Origin of the sequence: Micromonospora sp. DT229 (assembly GCF_049844505.1) — a bacterium.
GTDB lineage: Bacteria > Actinomycetota > Actinomycetes > Mycobacteriales > Micromonosporaceae > Micromonospora.
Window position 1 is genome coordinate 45,587 of sequence record NZ_JBNCLD010000021.1, and the last position, 15,206, is coordinate 60,792.

A 15,206-nucleotide genomic window follows, 5' to 3' on the forward strand; every position below is an offset into this window, starting at 1 on the left:
CACGGGTCGCTACCCGGGCAGCGGTCGCGCGCAAACTCACGCGCCACGTTTCTCGTCGCCCGGCAGCATAGCCCTCCGTGATGAGAATGGATCCCGTCACACCACATACGAGGGTATTTATCGGCGATCCGGCACTTTGGCGTACCAGGTTTGTTACTGAGGGTGATGATTGTTCCGGGTCAGGCGCCGGGCAGGGCGAGCATCTGATCCAGGGCTGTGCGAGCGTGGCGTGCGGTGTCGGGGTCGACCGTGATCTGGTTGACCACCCGGCCGGCGACCAGCTCCTCCAGCGCCCAGACCAGGTGCGGCAGATCGATGCGGTTCATCGTCGAGCAGTAGCAGACCGCCCGGTCCAGGAACATGATCTGCTTGTCCGGGTGGGCCAGCGCGAGTCGGCGTACCAGATTCAGTTCGGTGCCGATCGCCCACGCGGAACCGGCCGGTGCGGCCTCGATGGTCCGGATGATGTACTCGGTCGAACCCACCAGATCGGCGGCGTTGACCACCTCGTGTCGGCACTCCGGGTGCACCAGCACATTGACCCCGGGGACCCGTTCCCGGACGTCGTTGACGCTCTCCAGGGTGAACCGCCCGTGCACCGAGCAGTGCCCCCGCCACAGGATCATGCGGGCGTCGCGGAGCTGCTCGGGGGTGAGCCCACCGCCCGGCTTGTGCGGGTCGTAGAGCACACAGTCGTCCAGCGTGAGGCCCATCTCCAGCACCGCCGTGTTGCGGCCCAGATGCTGGTCGGGCAGGAAGAGCACCTTCTCACCCTGCTGGTAGGCCCACTCCAGGGCCCGCTTGGCGTTCGACGAGGTGCAGACCACCCCGCCGTTGCGGCCGACGAAGCCCTTGATGTCGGCCGAGGAGTTCATGTAGGTGACCGGCACGGTCTGCGCCGCGATGCCCAGGTCGGTCAGCACCTCCCAGGCGCTCTCGACCTGGGGCAGCGCCGCCATGTCCGCCATCGAGCAGCCGGCCGCGAGGTCCGGCAGGACGACCCGCTGGGTGTCCGAGGTGAGGATGTCGGCGCTCTCGGCCATGAAGTGCACACCGCAGAAGACGATGTACTCCGCGTCCGGCCGGGCGGCGGCCTCGCGGGCCAGCTTGAACGAGTCGCCGGTCACATCGGCGAACTGGATCACCTCGTCGCGCTGGTAGTGGTGGCCCAGCACGAAGACCTTGTCGCCGAGGGCGGCCTTCGCAGCCCTGGCCCGCTCCACCAGGTCGGGGTCGCTAGGTGCCGGAAGATCACCCGGACACTCCACGCCGCGCTCGGTGGCGGGGTCGGCACCGCGGCCCAGCAGCAGCAACGCGGTGGCGGTGTTCGAGGGCTCAACCCAGGTCGACGTCACGCCACCCATGGTCCCACAGCGGGGCACGCGCGCAGCCCGCGCCGCTGTGGGCTGCCACACTGCCAGACATGCGCGTACTGCTCTGCCCGGACAAATTCGCCGGCACCCTGCCGGCGCCCCAGGTGGCCGCCGCCGTGGCCGACGGTTGGCGGCAGGTAGCCCCCGACGACGACCTGCTGGTCAGGCCGCTGGCCGACGGCGGTCCCGGTTTCCTCGACGTGCTCGCCGAGGCGCTGCCCGGACGGCGGGTCCCGGTGGCCACCCTCGACCCGCTGGGCCGTCCGGCCGCCGGTGAGATCCTGCTCACCGACGAGGGCGCGACCGCCTGGCTGGAGAGCGCCCAGGCGTGCGGGCTGCATCTGCTCGATGCCGGAGAACGCGACCCGAAGACGACCACCTCGTACGGGCTGGGGCTGCTGATCACCGCCGCGGTCGAGGCCGGCGCCCGTACGGTCGTGGTCGGGCTGGGTGGCTCGGGGACCAACGACGGGGGCGCGGGGATGCTCGCCGCGCTGGGGGCCGTGGCCCTGGACGACACCGGGACCGCCCTGCCGTACGGGGGTGCCGCGCTGGCGGCGGTGGCCGCCCTCGACGGCGCACCCCGGCTGCGCGACGTACGGCTGATCGCCGCCACCGATGTCGACAACCCGCTGCTCGGACTGCACGGGGCCAGCAACGTCTTCGGGCCGCAGAAGGGCGCCGACCGGGCCGATGTGCTGCTGCTCGACGCCGCGTTGCAACGCTGGGCCGAGGTGCTCCAGCAGCATCTGCCCGGCTGTCCCAGTGGGTTGGGTGCGCTGCCCGGCGGGGGTGCGGCCGGGGGCATCGGGGCCGCCCTGCTGGCCCTCGGTGGCCGATGTGAGTCCGGGATCGGGCTGGTCAGCCGGGCCGTCGACCTGAATGTCGCCCTCGACGAGGTGGATCTGGTCATCACCGGGGAAGGCAAGTTCGACCACCAGTCGCTGCGCGGGAAGGTGGTCGCCGGTGTCGCCGGTGCAGCGCGGGACCGGGGCGTACCGTGTGTCGTGCTCGCCGGTCAGGTGAGCACCGGGCGCCGGGAGGCGGCCTCGGTCGGGGTTACCGAGGCGTACAGCCTGGTGGAACACTTCGGCGGCGAGGAGCGCGGCGGCCTGGCCGCGGCGCTGGACCGCCCGGGGGAGGGACTACGGGCCCTGGGTGCCCGGTTGGCCCGCCAATGGAGCCGCTGACGGGTTCGACGCCGCTGCGGCTGGTCACGCCGTCGGGTGGGCGGACCGCGAGCGGCCTACAATCGAAAACTGGACCACTGTGGGAATCGCTGACCGGCGACTGATGTTGGCCAGGGGAAGACCACACCGAACGCGCGCAGGGAGAATTCCACGTGACCACGCCAGCGCAGACCGAGTCGACCGAGGCCCAGGCCCCCACGTCCGTCGTCCTCACCGACGTCGCGGCGCAGAAGGTCAAGGCCCTGATCGAGCAGGAAGGCCGCGACGACCTGCGGCTCCGGGTCGCCGTGCAGCCAGGCGGCTGCTCCGGCCTGCGATACCAACTCTTCTTCGACGAGCGTTCCCTCGACGGTGACGTCGTCACCGACTACGACGGTGTAGAGGTCGTCGTCGACCGGATGAGCGCTCCGTACCTGGCCGGCGCCACCATTGACTTCGCCGACCGGATCGACGCCCAGGGCTTCACCATCGACAACCCCAACGCGGGCAACTCCTGCGCCTGCGGGGACTCCTTCAACTGAGTCGACTTCACGACTGAGGGGGACGGTCCATCGGGCCGGCCCCCTCAGTCGTTCCTGGTCTCGGCGGAGGGCCGATGGCGAGGCTCTGAGGATCTTGACCAGGGCCGGAGCTTGGGCTCGTACGGAGTGGTAGGTCGGGGGCCGGAGGGCGATAGGCTGTTCGAGCTCTGCCGCCGACCCTGAGGGCTGCCATGAAGATCGCAGTGACCGGCTCGATTGCCACCGATCACCTGATGAGCTTCCCGGGTCGGTTCGCCGACCAGCTCATCGCCGACCAACTGCACAAGGTGTCGCTCTCCTTCCTGGTGGACGACCTGGTGCTGCGTCGGGGCGGGGTGGCGGCCAACATCGCCTTCGGCATGGGGCAGCTGGGTATGCGGCCGGTGCTGCTCGGTGCCGTCGGCGCCGACTTCGCCGACTACCGCTCCTGGCTGGAGCGGCACGGGGTGGACTGCGACTCCGTGCACGTCAGCGAGGTGGCCCACACGGCCCGTTTCGTCTGCACCACCGACACCGACATGTGTCAGATCGCCTCCTTCTACGCCGGCGCGATGAGTGAGGCGCGCAACATCGAGCTGCGGCCGGTCGCCGAGCGCCTCGGCGGGCTCGACCTGGTGCTGGTCGGCGCCAACGACCCGGAGGCGATGCTGCGCCACTCCGAGGAGTGCCGGGAGCGCGGCTACCCGTTCGTCGCCGACCCCTCACAGCAACTCGCCCGGATGGACGGCGGGGATGTGGTGGGGCTGATCGACGGCGCCGAGTACCTGATGACCAACGACTACGAGAAGTCGCTGCTACAGAGCAAGGCCGGGCTGAGCGACGATCAACTGCTGGACCGGGTCCGGATCCGGGTCACCACCCTGGGCAAGCACGGGGTGGAGATCGCGGGACGGGAGATCGACCCGATCCACGTGCCGATCGCCCGGGAGGCCCAGGCGGTCGACCCCACCGGGGTCGGGGACGGGTTCCGCGCCGGCTTCTTCACCGCCCTGTCCTGGGGGGTCGGGCTGGAGCGCGCCGCGCAGGTCGGTTCGCTGCTCGCCGCCCTGGTGCTGGAGACCGTCGGCACCCAGGAGTACCAGGTACGGCGGGACCTGTTCGTCAAGCGCCTGGCCGAGTCGTACGGCGACGAGGCCGCCGACGAGATCCGCCCGCACCTGCTGCCCTGACGGCCGCCGCGCGGTTTCTCGGCCTCGTCAGCAAGGTGCCCTTGCTTTCACTGTCGGCGGCGGATGTGGTGGGCGGTGCCGGTGGTGCCGAGGAACTCCTGGTCGCGCATCCGGCACCAGGCCGGAATGTCCACCGCCGCCGCCGGGTCGTCGGCCAACACCCGCAGCACCGCGCCGACCGGAAGCTCCGGCAGTCGGCGGGCCAGCGCGATCACCGGCAACGGGCACCGCTGACCGAGACAGTCGAGGACCTCGTCGGGTTCGTCCGTCACAGCCCGACCACCCCGGCCTGGGCCCGCAGGTCGGCGACGATGCCGGGCAGTTCGGCGAGGAACCGCTCCACCTCCGCCTCGGTGCTGCCGGAGTGCAGCGAGACCCGGACGTTGCCGTGCGAGAGCACCCCCATCGCCTCCAGGACGTGCGACGGTCGCAGGGTCGAGGAGGTGCAGGAGGAGCCGGACGAGACCGCGAAGCCGCGCCGGTCCAACGCGTGCAGCAGCGCCTCACCGTCGACGTACAGGCAGGAGAAGGTCACCAGGTGCGGCAGCCGGTGCTCGGGATCACCGACCACCTCCACGTCCGGCACCTCGGCGGCCACCCGGGCCCGGATCCGGTCCACCAGGGGCGCCAGCCGGGCCGCCTGGGCCGCCGCGTCGGCCGCCGCCGCGCGCAGGCTGGCCGCCGCCGCGACCACCGCCGGCAGGTTCACCGTGCCGGGGGTACGCCCCGACTCCCGCTCGTCGGCCGGCCAGGGCGACTCCCACCGGGTGCCCTTGCGGACCACCAGCAGGCCGACCCCGGGCGGGCCACCCCACTTTCGGGCGCTGGCGGTCAACACCGACCAGCCCTGCGGTATCGGCATCCGCCCCACCATCTGAGCAGCGTCGATGTAGAGCGGCACCCCCGCCTCGGCGCAGGCCGCCGCCGCTGCCTCCACCGGCTGGATCGTGCCCACCTCGTGGCTGGCCGCGATCAGGGCGGCCAGCGCCACCCCGGGGCCGGTGACCGCCGTCGACCAGGCCGCCGGATCCAGTCGGCCCAGCCGGTCCACCGGCACCTCGACGGCGACACCGCCACCCGCCGTGTGGCGCTGCGCGGCGTGCAGCACGGCGGAGTGCTCGATCGCGGAGTGGACCAGCACGCCACCGGCCCGTCGTCGCCCCAGCAGGCCGCCGAGCACGGCGGAGTGGGCCGCGGTCGTACCGCTGCTGGTGAAGGAGAGCTCGTCGGGGCGTACGCCCAGGGTCTGCGCGGCGGCCTCGCGGGCGGCGTCGAGCAACTGACGGGCCCGCCGGGCGGAGGTGTAGAGGCGGTCGGGGTCGGCCCAGCCGTCATCGAGGGCGGCCAGTAGCGCCTGTCGGGCGACCGGGTGCAGCGGCGCGGCGGTGGCCGCGTCCAGGTAGACCGGGGATGGAATCACATCTACCCACGCTATCGCCCTCGGCCGCGACAAGATCCCCCATCTGGGGGCGGACACTGACCCCAACCGGGTCGAGCCCGTCATGGTCGAGTAATCTGCGACCGTCGGTGACGCCTTTGCCGCTGGTGTGGCGGCTCCGCTCGGCGGAGCCGGCCCGATCGAGAAAGACACCGCGGCGCGCTAGGGAGGCAGGACCAGGTGGTCGCAAGGAGTTCGGAGGTACGGCCGACGGCCGTACGGCGCAGCGCATCTCCGCCAGCCGGTGCGCGGCGGGGGCGTCGTGCCGGGCGTCTCGCCGGGCTCGGATTCGGTGGGGCGGCGCTGCTGGTCCTGCTCACGGGCTGTGATGTCGGAGCGGCGTTCGGGGGCTTCGGCTGGCCGCAGGGTGGCATCACCCCGGAGGCCCGGCGGATGTACGACCTGTGGATCGCCTCGTGCATCGCGGCGCTGGCGGTCGGTGTCTTCGTCTGGGGCCTGATCTTCTGGTGCGTGGTGCGGTACCGCAAGCGCGGTAACGAGCTGCCGGTGCAGACCCGCTACAACCTGCCGATGGAGTTCCTCTACACCATCGCCCCGGTGCTGATCGTCGCGGTGCTCTTCTACTACACCGCGGTCGTGCAGACCGACGTGGTGAAGACCACCCGCAACCCCGACGTGACCGTCGAGGTGGTCGCCTTCAAGTGGAACTGGCAGTTCAACTACCGCGACGGTCAGGGTGTGGACGCCAACACCACCGCCTCGGTGCTGGGTACCAGTGAGGTCATCCCGATCCTGGTGCTGCCGAGCAACCGGTCCATCCGGTTCGAGGAGACCAGCAAGGACGTCATCCACTCGTTCTGGGTGCCGGAGATGCTGTTCAAGCGGGACGTCTTCCCGGGCAGCATCCGCAACGTCTTCGAGGTCTCCTCGCTGGAGTCCGAGGGTGCCTACGTGGGCCGCTGCGCCGAGCTGTGTGGCAGCTACCACGCCTTCATGAACTTCGAGCTGCGGGTCGTCTCGCCGGAGAACTTCGACCGCTTCCTGGCGGCCAAGCAGGACGGTGCCACCACCCAGGAGGCGTTGACCGCGATCGGTGAGGAGCCGTACGCGATCACCACCAAGCCGTTCGAGACGCGGCGTACCCAGGACAACTTCAACCAGGGCAGCGCGCCGCTGGGCGCGGGAAGCTGAGGCGGCGGCCATGAAGACCGAGTGGCGCATCTTCTCGATCATTGCCGCGTTCCTGCTCTTCGCGGCCTTCCTGTACGGCGGCTGGACCTGGGCCGACTCGGATGGCCGCGTGGAGTGGATCGGTACGGTGGCTCTGCTGCTGTCGTTCCTGCTCTGCTCGATGTGCGGTGGCTTCTTCTGGTTCGTCTCCCGCCGCATCGACCTGCGTCCGGAGGACCGGCCGGACGGTGAGATCGCCGACGGCGCGGGCGAGATCGGCTTCTTCAGCCCCGGCAGCTACTGGCCGTTCGGTCTGGCGCTGGCCGCCACGATCGCCGGCCTGGGCCTGGTGTTCTGGCAGATGTGGCTGCTGGGCCTCGGCGCGATAGCGGTCATCTTCGCCGCCTGTGGCCTGCTGTTCGAGTACTACACCGGCACCCGCCGCACCGCCGAACACTGACCCACCCTTCCCGACACCCACGAAGGCCCGCCTCCCCAGGGAGGCGGGCCTTCGCACATCCACACCCACCCCACCCGCCCCGCCAGCAGGCGCCCAGGGCGCGCACTCACCCGTCGATCTTGCACTTTCGGTCGCCTATCTGTCGTGATATGAGGCTTTTGCGGGGACAGAAAGTGCAAGATCGACGTGCAAGCGGAGGCGCGAGGGTGTGGAGGGTGGGTTGGGTGGGGGTGGGGGTGGGGTTAGGCGGCTTGGCGGGGGGTGATGCGGGGGAGGAGGGTGCGGGTGATCGGAGGGAGGGGGGCTAGGAGGAGGGCGCTGCCGCAGCGGGTGCAGGCCAGTTCGGGGCAGGTCGAGCCGTGGCCGTCGAGGCAGGGCGGGGCCTCGAACAGTTGGCGATCCCCGCAGGTGTCGCAGTGCAGCTCACGCTCGGCCATGATGACTCCTCCGTTCGGCTGGGCCGCGACCTTGCCTGCCGCCCAGCGGGACGCTCGGGCCGGCTGTCGCGGCGACCACCGCCGACGATCGTGGGAATTACTCACCTGCAGTTTCCCACGCGGCCCTGACACTTCTGCCGTGGCCACCACCGGGACCAGGCCGGCCGGTACACCCCGCAGCCCGCTGCGGTCCACTGCGGGATGACCCGCCGTGGACCACACCGGGGACAACCGCTGCGGACCACACCGGGGACAACCGCTGCGGGTCCACCGGGGGTGGTCGCTGCGGTCCGGCCCGGTGCCGGCTGAGGTGGGAATCACCGGTGCTCAGGCGGTGCGGGCGACCTCGATCCAACGGTCCAGGGTACGGGCGGCGGCGCCGGAGTCGATCGACTCGGCGGCCCGTTCCAGACCGGGACGCAGCGCGGTGGTCAGGTCACCGTCCAGCGGTCCCTGGGTGGCCAGCGCCGCAGCGGCGTTGACCAGGACGGCGTCGCGTACCGGGCCGGGCTCACCGGCCAGCAGGCGACGGGCCACCTGGGCGTTGTACGCGGCGTCACCGCCGCGCAGGTCGGCCAGGGTGGCCCGGGGTACCCCCAGGTCGGTCGCGTCGACCACGGCCTGCCTGACGGTGCCGCCCTGGGCTACCCAGAACCGGGTCGGCGCGGCGGTGCTGAACTCGTCCAGGCCGTCCTCGCCGCGCATCACCAGCACGGAGTCGCCCCGGGCGGCGAACACGGCGGCCATCACCGGAGCCATCGTGGCGTCGAAGCAGCCGACCGCACCGGCTCGGGGGCGCGCCGGATTGGTCAGCGGGCCGAGGAAGTTGAACGCGGTCGGCACCCCCAGCTCCCGGCGCACCGGGCCGGCGTGGCGCATCCCGGGGTGGAACCGGGCGGCGAAGCAGAAGCCGATGCCCGCCTCGGCCACACACCGGGCCACCTGCTCGGGACCGAGATCCAGCGGTACGCCGAGGAACTCCAGCAGGTCGGCGGTGCCGCAGGAGGAGGAGGCCGCCCGGTTGCCGTGCTTGACCACGGTGACCCCGGCCCCGGCGACGACCAGGGCGGTCATCGTGGAGATGTTCACCGTGTGAGCCAGGTCCCCGCCGGTGCCGACCACGTCCAGGGCGCCGGCGCGTACCTGCTCGGGCAGCTCGACCGGGACGGCGCGGCTCAGCATCGCCTCCACCAGCCCACCCACCTCGGCCGGTGTCTCGCCCTTGGCCCGCAGCGCCACCGCGAACCCGGCGATCTGGGCGGGTGCCGCCGAGCCGGACATGATCTCGCCCATCGCCCAGGATGTGTCGGCGGCGGAGAGTTCCTCCCCGCGCAGCAGCGCGGTGAGCAGGTGCGGCCAGGTCCGTTCGCCCATAGCGGGCCTCCCGAGCAGACGAGTGCGGGTGGGGACCGGCGCCGGCTCCTCCGGCGCCGTGGCGGTGCCGGTGTGGTGCCTCAGGCGGGGGTGTGGGTCCGCAGTACTTCGGTCACCGTGGCGGCCGCGGTCACCGGGTCGAGGGGGTGCACCAGGGTGGCGTCGACCTCGGCGTACGCGGCGAGCCAGCGGTCCGCGGCGCGGGCGATCACCACGCAGGTCGGGGGAGCCTTCTCGAAGTCGTCCTTGATCTGCCGGGCGATGCCGATGCCGCCACCGGGGGAGGCCTCACCGTCGAGCAGCATCAGGTCGATCTCGTAGTCGTCGACCAGTCGGACGCACTCGGCGTAGGTGGACGCCTCGACGTACTCGATGCGCAGATCGGCCGCGGGGCGGGTGCCGACGGCGAGCCGCATCCGGTCCCGTACCTGCGGGTCGTCGCTGTAGAGCAGGACGGTGCACAGACGATCGCTCATGCCGACACTCCGCTTCGCTTCCTGCCGCTCGCCACCGACGATCGCGGCGAGCCGGATGACCCGCCCGCTGATGGCTTCGAGACGGCTTTCCCCTCGTAGCTGCGTGGCCGATCGTACCGGTCGGGGTGCCCTGCACCGCACGCCCCCCGCTGAGGTCGGGCAAGGGGCGGACAGGTCAGCCGGCGGCCTCGGCGGCGCGCTCGCGGGCCTCCTGACGGTCCAGGTCGCGGTCGACCCGCCGGGCCTCCCGTTCGGCGTGCCGCATCCACTGCACCACCAGTACGGCGAGCATCGTCACACTGACGAACTCGCCACCGGCCCACAGGATGCCCCCGGCGAGCACCTGGTCCTCCCACGGATCGGCCCAGGTCAACCCCAGGGAGGGGTACCAGTCGCCGCCGAAGAGGGTGGAACTCTGCATGATGGTCAGGCCGAGCACGGTGTGGAACGGCACCGACAGCAGCATCAGCAGGGCCCGGGCCGGGTACGGCCAGCGGCCCGGCAGCGGGTCCAGGCCGAGCAGCGGCCAGAAGAACACGCAGCCGGTCATGATGAAGTGCGCGTGCACCAGCTCGTGCGCCCAGACGTGTTCCAGGGTGTAGCGGTACAGGTCGGTGAAGTAGAGCGCGAACGGGTTGACCACGAAGATGGCGAAGGCCACCAGCGGGAAGGTGTAGATCCGCGCGATCCGGCTGTGCACCACCGCGAGCAGCCGCTTGCGGGGGACCGGTGGCAGGGTCCGCAGGGCCAGGGTCACCGGGGCGCCCAGGGCCAGGAAGATCGGCGAGATCATGGACAGCACCATGTGCTGGACCATGTGCACCGACAGCAGGGTGGTGTCGTAGGCGTGCAGCCCGCTGAGGGTGACCGAGGCGATGCCGCCGAGGCCGGGCCCGAGGAAGAAGACCGTACGCGCGATCGGCCACCGGTCGCCGCGTATCCGCAGGCGGTGTACCCCGTAGAGGTAGAGACCGGCGGCCAGCACCAGGACCACGGCCAGCCAGTTGTCCAACTTGGCCTCGGTGAACACGGTGGTCACCGAGAAGGGTGGCGGGGTGGCCTCGGCGGCCAGCGTCGCGGCCCCACCCGGGCCGGTCAGGCCCGCCGTGAGCTGCGGCGCGGCCGGTACGGCCGGGAAGATCGGATCGACGTGCAGCACGCCAATCAGCCTAGGTCAGGCGAACCGGACGGTACCGATCGGGCCATCTGTACCTGGGTTTGGCCACCCCGCTGATCGCGTGCCGTGGTCAAGGGCAATAATGACCGCGTGACTGCGGCCCCAGCCATTGACAAGAGCCGGATCCACTCTCTGACGCGTCCCAACATGGTCAGCGTCGGGACGATCGTCTGGCTCTCCAGTGAACTCATGTTCTTCGCGGCGCTGTTCGCGATGTACTTCTCCATCCGCGCGGCGGCGCCGGAGCAGTGGGAGAAGCACACCGCGGTACTCAACGTCCCGTACGCGACGACCTTCACGGCGATCCTGGTGCTCTCCTCGATCACCTGCCAGATCGGCGTGTTCGCGGCGGAGCGGGGTGACGTGCACGCGCTGCGGCGCTGGTTCACGATCACCTTCGTGATGGGCCTGATCTTCGTGATGGGCCAGGCGAACGAGTACCGCGAGCTGGTGCACCACGGCATCAAGATCAACGAAGACGGCTACGGCTCGATGTTCTACCTGACCACCGGCTTCCACGGCCTGCACGTGATCGGTGGACTGATCGCCTTCGTGATCTTCATGATCCGTACCACGATGGGCCGGTTCACCCCGGCGCAGGCCACCTCGGCGATCGTCGTGTCGTACTACTGGCACTTCGTCGACGTCGTGTGGATCGGGCTCTACGCCATGATCTACTGGCTCCAGTGATCTTGGCGCCCGCGCGCCGTCGCTCCACCCCCTGAGACAAGGTCCAAACCGGTTAAGGACACAGCTCATGACTTCTGACAACGACCGCCGACGCGGTCTGCTCGCGCGGCTGCGCGGGCGGCCCGTGGCGCGCAGCAGGGGCCGCCGTCGGCTGGGCGCCGCGGTCCGGCTGGTGGCCGCGTTGATGCTCGCCGGCGGCGCGTACACGCTTCTGGCTCCGAGCGCGTCGGCGCAGGACAACCCGCCGTTGAGTGGTGCCGCCGCCGACGGCAAGGCGCTGTTCGACGTGAGTTGTGTGACCTGCCACGGTCGCAACGCGCAGGGGGTCGAGGGGCGCGGGCCGAGCCTCATCGGCGTCGGCGCGGCCTCGGTCGAGTTCCAGGTCAGCACGGGCCGGATGCCGATGGCTCGGCAGGAGGCCCAGGCGCAGCGCAAGCCCGAGGTGTTCAGCCCCGACGAGATCGACCAGTTGGCCGCGTACATCCAGCAGTTGGGTGGCGGTCCGACCATGCCGGCGGGTGACAACCTGCACGCCGACGGCAATGTCGCCCTCGGTGGCGAGCTGTACCGGATCAACTGCGCGCAGTGCCACGCCTTCAGCGGCGGCGGCGGTGCCCTCTCCTCCGGCAAGTACGCGCCGAGCCTCTCGCCGGCCACCGACCGGCAGATCTACGCCGCGATGCTGAGCGGGCCGCAGAACATGCCGGTGTTCGGCGACAACCAGATCACCCCGGAGCAGAAGGCGGACATCATCGCCTACATCCAGAAGTCGCTGAACAACGACGCCGACCCGGGCGGTCTGTTCAACCTGGGCCGCTACGGCCCCTCCACCGAGGGTGTGGCGATCTTCCTGGTCGGCATGGTCGCGCTGGTCTTCGCCAGCCTGTGGATCGCAGGCAAGTCGTGAGCGAGCTGATCTCCCGAGTCAGTGCTGTGGTGCCGCCACGGGCCGGTGCCGAGCGGAGCGAGGTGGCGGCATGAGCACCCACACGGCCCACCCGGGTCACGAGCAGGTCGACGTGCACGACCCTCGGCTGAGTCAGTTCGACATCGTCCGTGAGGGCGCCCGTCGCGACGACATCGAGATCGTCCACTACGAGCCGCAGGTCATGCCGGGCAGCAAGGCCGAGCGCCGGCTGGTCCGTACGGTGGCCGCGATGTTCCTGCTCACCGGCCTGGCCGCGACGGCCTTCCTGGTGGTCTACATCTGGTGGCCGTGGGAGTACGAGATGGGTCGCGGGGGCGACAAGCTCTACACCCCGCTGCTCGGTCTGACCCTCGGCGTGGCCCTGCTCGGACTGGGCTTCGGCATCCTCACCTGGGGCAAGAAGCTGCTGCCCAAGGAGGTGTCGATCCAGGATCGGCACGAGGGCGCGGTCTCCAGCGACGACCAGCGGATCACCGGGCAGACCATGGCCTACATGGCCGACGAACTGGGCGTGAAGCGTCGTCCGCTGCTCGGTGTGTCGCTGCTGGCCGGCCTGGCGCCGGTCGGTGCGGTCGCCGCAGCGCCGCTGGTGGGTGGATTGATCTCCAACCCGCACAAGAACAACCAGATGATGACCACCGGGTTCAGCCCGCAGGACGGTCAGAAGATCCGACTGATACGCGAGGACGGCCGCCCGATCCGGCCGGCGGACATCAGCGCCGGTGGCCAGATCACGGTCTTCCCCGGGATCGAGCACGGGGTGAGCAACCTGCACGCCGACTCGCCCACCCTGCTGATCCACCTGCGCGAGGCCGATGCGGAGATGTCGCGCCGCAACAACGAGCGGGTGGGGCACGGCGGCTACATGTGGGGCAACTACGCCGCCTACTCGAAGATCTGCACGCACGCCGGCTGCCCGGCGAGTCTGTACGAGGAGCAGACCAACCGGCTGCTCTGCCCGTGCCACCAGTCGCAGTTTCTGATCACCGACAACGCGAAGCCCATCTTCGGTCCGGCCAGCCGGCGACTGCCGCAGTTGCCGATCGAGGTGGACGCTGAGGGCTACTTCGTGGCCAAGTCCGACTACACCGAACCCGTCGGGCCCGACTTCTGGGAGCGGCCGTGAAGCGGCGCAAGTTTGACATGGCAGCGTTGCCCGGCAAGACCGGCCGGGCGGTCGACGAGCGCTTCCAGGTGGCTACCCCGCTGCGCCGGCTGCTGAACAAGGTCTTCCCGGACCACTGGTCCTTCCTGCTCGGCGAGATCGCGCTCTTCTCGTTCATCGTCCTGCTGCTGACCGGTGTCTTCCTGACCTTCTTCTTCGAGCCGGCGATGACCGAGGTCATCTACAACGGCAGCTACGCCCCGCTGCGGGGCACCCCGATGTCGGCCGCGTACGCCTCGACCCTGGACATCTCGTTCGACGTCCGGGGCGGCCTGATCATGCGGCAGATGCACCACTGGTCCGCGCTGCTGTTCATGGCCGCGATCGTGGTGCACATGCTGCGGGTCTTCTTCACCGGCGCGTTCCGCAAGCCGCGCGAGACCAACTGGATCATCGGTTCGCTGCTGTTCTGGGTCGGCTTCCTGGCCGGCTTCACCGGCTACTCGCTGCCGGACGACGGCCTGTCCGGCACCGGTCTGCGGATCGCCTCGGCGATCATGCTGTCCATCCCGGTGATCGGCTCCTGGGTGACCTCCTCGGTGTTCAGCGGGGAGTTCCCCGGCACGATCATCATCAGCCGGTTCTTCATCGCCCACGTGCTGCTCGTACCGGGTCTGCTGATCGCGCTGATCAGCGCCCACCTGGGGCTGGTGTTCAAGCAGAAGCACACCCAGTGGCCGGGCCCGGGCCGGACCAACGGCAACGTCGTCGGCGAGCGGATGTTCCCCCGGTACGCGATCAAGCAGGGCGGCTTCTTCATGGTCGTCTTCGGCGTGATCGCGCTGATGGGCGGTCTGTTCCAGATCAACCCGGTCTGGCTGTTCGGCCCGTACGAGGCCTGGGTGGTCTCCGCGGCCAGCCAGCCCGACTGGTACGTCATGTTCCTCGACGGCTCGACCCGGTTGATGCCGGACTGGGAGATCTTCATCCCGATCGGCGACGGTTACGTGATTCCGCCGTTGTTCTGGCCGACCGTGGTGCTACCCGGCATCCTGGTGATGCTCTCCCTGTTCTATCCGTTCATGGAGGCGCGTTACCTGAAGGACTACCGCAGCCACAACCTGCTCCAGCGTCCCCGGGACGTGCCGTTCCGCACCGCCCTGGGCATGATGGCCATCACCTTCTACGTGATCCTGACGCTGACCGGTGCGAACGACGTCATCGCCGACAAGTTCCACATCAGCCTGAACGCGATGACCTGGGCCGGCCGGATCGGTCTGCTGGTCCTGCCGCCGGTGGCGTACTACCTCACGTATCGGATCTGCCTGGGTCTGCAACAGCACGACCGGGAGGTGCTGGCCCACGGTGTGGAGACCGGCATCATCCGACGGCTGCCGGACGGCCGGTTCGTCGAGGTGCACCAGCCGCTCAGCTCGGGCGGCGAGCACGGTGAGCTGCCGTACGCCGGTTGGGTCGTGCCGAAGAAGATGAACCGGCTGGGGGCCCTCGGCCCGGCCATCCGGGGCTTCTTCTACCCGATCGAGAAGCCTGCCGAGGCGCCGGTCTCCCCGGGACACCCCCCGGTCGAGTCCCGCGCCGAGCGGGAGGAGATCGGCAGCGGAGACAGCCGCAGCTGAGTCGAAGCGCATAGTGGGACGTGGGGGCCGCCCCCGGGATACCGGCGGCGGCCCCCCCCGGGTGGGGGGTGGCCCCCCCCCGCGCGGCGTGGCCCCCCCC

The 15,206-nt window shown here is 70.3% G+C and carries 16 protein-coding genes; 9 read left to right on the forward strand and 7 right to left on the reverse strand.

The features are described from left to right. Window positions 1–179: 179 nt before the first annotated feature. Window positions 180–1,355, reverse strand: a complete 1,176-nt coding sequence (gene nadA / locus ACLQ2T_RS25270) for a quinolinate synthase NadA (RefSeq protein WP_425768849.1) — start codon at window positions 1,353–1,355, stop codon at window positions 180–182. Window positions 1,356–1,423: 68 nt separating this feature from the next. On the opposite strand from nadA, the gene ACLQ2T_RS25275 reads away from it, so the two are divergent. The 3 genes from ACLQ2T_RS25275 to ACLQ2T_RS25285 all read left to right on the forward strand — a co-directional run bounded on the left by ACLQ2T_RS25275 (window position 1,424) and on the right by ACLQ2T_RS25285 (window position 4,253). Further along, complete coding sequence (locus ACLQ2T_RS25275) at window positions 1,424–2,563, forward strand: glycerate kinase (protein WP_425768850.1); 1,140 nt, start codon at window positions 1,424–1,426, stop codon at window positions 2,561–2,563. A 152-nt stretch (window positions 2,564–2,715) separates the two neighbouring features. Further along, the gene (gene erpA, locus ACLQ2T_RS25280) at window positions 2,716–3,084 is read left to right on the forward strand and encodes an iron-sulfur cluster insertion protein ErpA (protein ID WP_425768851.1); all 369 of its coding nucleotides are present in this window, start codon (window positions 2,716–2,718) and stop codon (window positions 3,082–3,084) included. Window positions 3,085–3,275: 191 nt separating this feature from the next. Continuing rightward, window positions 3,276–4,253 carry a carbohydrate kinase family protein gene (locus tag ACLQ2T_RS25285; RefSeq protein ID WP_425768852.1) on the forward strand — a complete coding sequence of 326 codons (978 nt, stop codon included), beginning with the start codon at window positions 3,276–3,278 and terminating at the stop codon, window positions 4,251–4,253. 47 nt (window positions 4,254–4,300) lie between these two features. Here ACLQ2T_RS25285 and ACLQ2T_RS25290 read toward each other — a convergent pair whose 3' ends face one another. Further along, window positions 4,301–4,525 carry a sulfurtransferase TusA family protein gene (locus ACLQ2T_RS25290; RefSeq protein WP_425768853.1) on the reverse strand — a complete coding sequence of 75 codons (225 nt, stop codon included), beginning with the start codon at window positions 4,523–4,525 and terminating at the stop codon, window positions 4,301–4,303. Beyond that, the gene (locus ACLQ2T_RS25295) at window positions 4,522–5,673 is read right to left on the reverse strand and encodes a cysteine desulfurase family protein (RefSeq protein ID WP_425768854.1); all 1,152 of its coding nucleotides are present in this window, start codon (window positions 5,671–5,673) and stop codon (window positions 4,522–4,524) included. Before ACLQ2T_RS25295 ends, ACLQ2T_RS25290 begins: the two co-directional genes overlap by 4 nt. 198 nt (window positions 5,674–5,871) lie before the next feature. Here ACLQ2T_RS25295 and coxB point away from each other — a divergent pair, with 198 nt between their 5' ends. Next, complete coding sequence (coxB, locus tag ACLQ2T_RS25300; RefSeq protein ID WP_425768855.1) at window positions 5,872–6,843, forward strand: cytochrome c oxidase subunit II; 972 nt, start codon at window positions 5,872–5,874, stop codon at window positions 6,841–6,843. A gap of 10 nt (window positions 6,844–6,853) precedes the next feature. After that, a complete protein-coding gene (locus ACLQ2T_RS25305; RefSeq protein ID WP_425768856.1) occupies window positions 6,854–7,282 on the forward strand; it encodes a cytochrome c oxidase subunit 4 in 429 nt (142 codons plus the stop codon). Between the two features lie 242 nt (window positions 7,283–7,524). On the opposite strand, the gene ACLQ2T_RS25310 is transcribed toward ACLQ2T_RS25305, so the two are convergent. The 4 genes from ACLQ2T_RS25310 to ACLQ2T_RS25325 all read right to left on the reverse strand — a co-directional run bounded on the left by ACLQ2T_RS25310 (window position 7,525) and on the right by ACLQ2T_RS25325 (window position 10,728). After that, window positions 7,525–7,719 carry a hypothetical protein gene (locus tag ACLQ2T_RS25310; RefSeq protein ID WP_425768857.1) on the reverse strand — a complete coding sequence of 65 codons (195 nt, stop codon included), beginning with the start codon at window positions 7,717–7,719 and terminating at the stop codon, window positions 7,525–7,527. 327 nt (window positions 7,720–8,046) lie between these two features. Beyond that, window positions 8,047–9,093 carry an anthranilate phosphoribosyltransferase gene (gene trpD / locus ACLQ2T_RS25315; protein WP_425768858.1) on the reverse strand — a complete coding sequence of 349 codons (1,047 nt, stop codon included), beginning with the start codon at window positions 9,091–9,093 and terminating at the stop codon, window positions 8,047–8,049. An 80-nt stretch (window positions 9,094–9,173) separates the two neighbouring features. Then, window positions 9,174–9,569, reverse strand: a complete 396-nt coding sequence (locus ACLQ2T_RS25320) for a hypothetical protein (RefSeq protein ID WP_425768859.1) — start codon at window positions 9,567–9,569, stop codon at window positions 9,174–9,176. Between the two features lie 175 nt (window positions 9,570–9,744). Next, window positions 9,745–10,728 carry a cytochrome c oxidase assembly protein gene (locus ACLQ2T_RS25325; protein ID WP_425768860.1) on the reverse strand — a complete coding sequence of 328 codons (984 nt, stop codon included), beginning with the start codon at window positions 10,726–10,728 and terminating at the stop codon, window positions 9,745–9,747. Between the two features lie 108 nt (window positions 10,729–10,836). Here ACLQ2T_RS25325 and ACLQ2T_RS25330 point away from each other — a divergent pair, with 108 nt between their 5' ends. The 4 genes from ACLQ2T_RS25330 to ACLQ2T_RS25345 all read left to right on the forward strand — a co-directional run bounded on the left by ACLQ2T_RS25330 (window position 10,837) and on the right by ACLQ2T_RS25345 (window position 15,106). Continuing rightward, window positions 10,837–11,436, forward strand: coding sequence for an aa3-type cytochrome oxidase subunit III (locus ACLQ2T_RS25330; RefSeq protein WP_327024767.1), 600 nt, complete (start codon window positions 10,837–10,839; stop codon window positions 11,434–11,436). Between the two features lie 67 nt (window positions 11,437–11,503). Continuing rightward, window positions 11,504–12,343, forward strand: a complete 840-nt coding sequence (locus ACLQ2T_RS25335) for a cytochrome c (RefSeq protein ID WP_425768861.1) — start codon at window positions 11,504–11,506, stop codon at window positions 12,341–12,343. Between the two features lie 70 nt (window positions 12,344–12,413). After that, window positions 12,414–13,490 (forward strand): ubiquinol-cytochrome c reductase iron-sulfur subunit, encoded by a 1,077-nt coding sequence (locus tag ACLQ2T_RS25340; RefSeq protein ID WP_425768862.1) that lies wholly within the window; start codon window positions 12,414–12,416, stop codon window positions 13,488–13,490. Then, window positions 13,487–15,106, forward strand: a complete 1,620-nt coding sequence (locus tag ACLQ2T_RS25345) for a cytochrome b N-terminal domain-containing protein (protein ID WP_425768863.1) — start codon at window positions 13,487–13,489, stop codon at window positions 15,104–15,106. Before ACLQ2T_RS25340 ends, ACLQ2T_RS25345 begins: the two co-directional genes overlap by 4 nt. The last annotated feature ends 100 nt before the right edge of the window (window positions 15,107–15,206 follow it).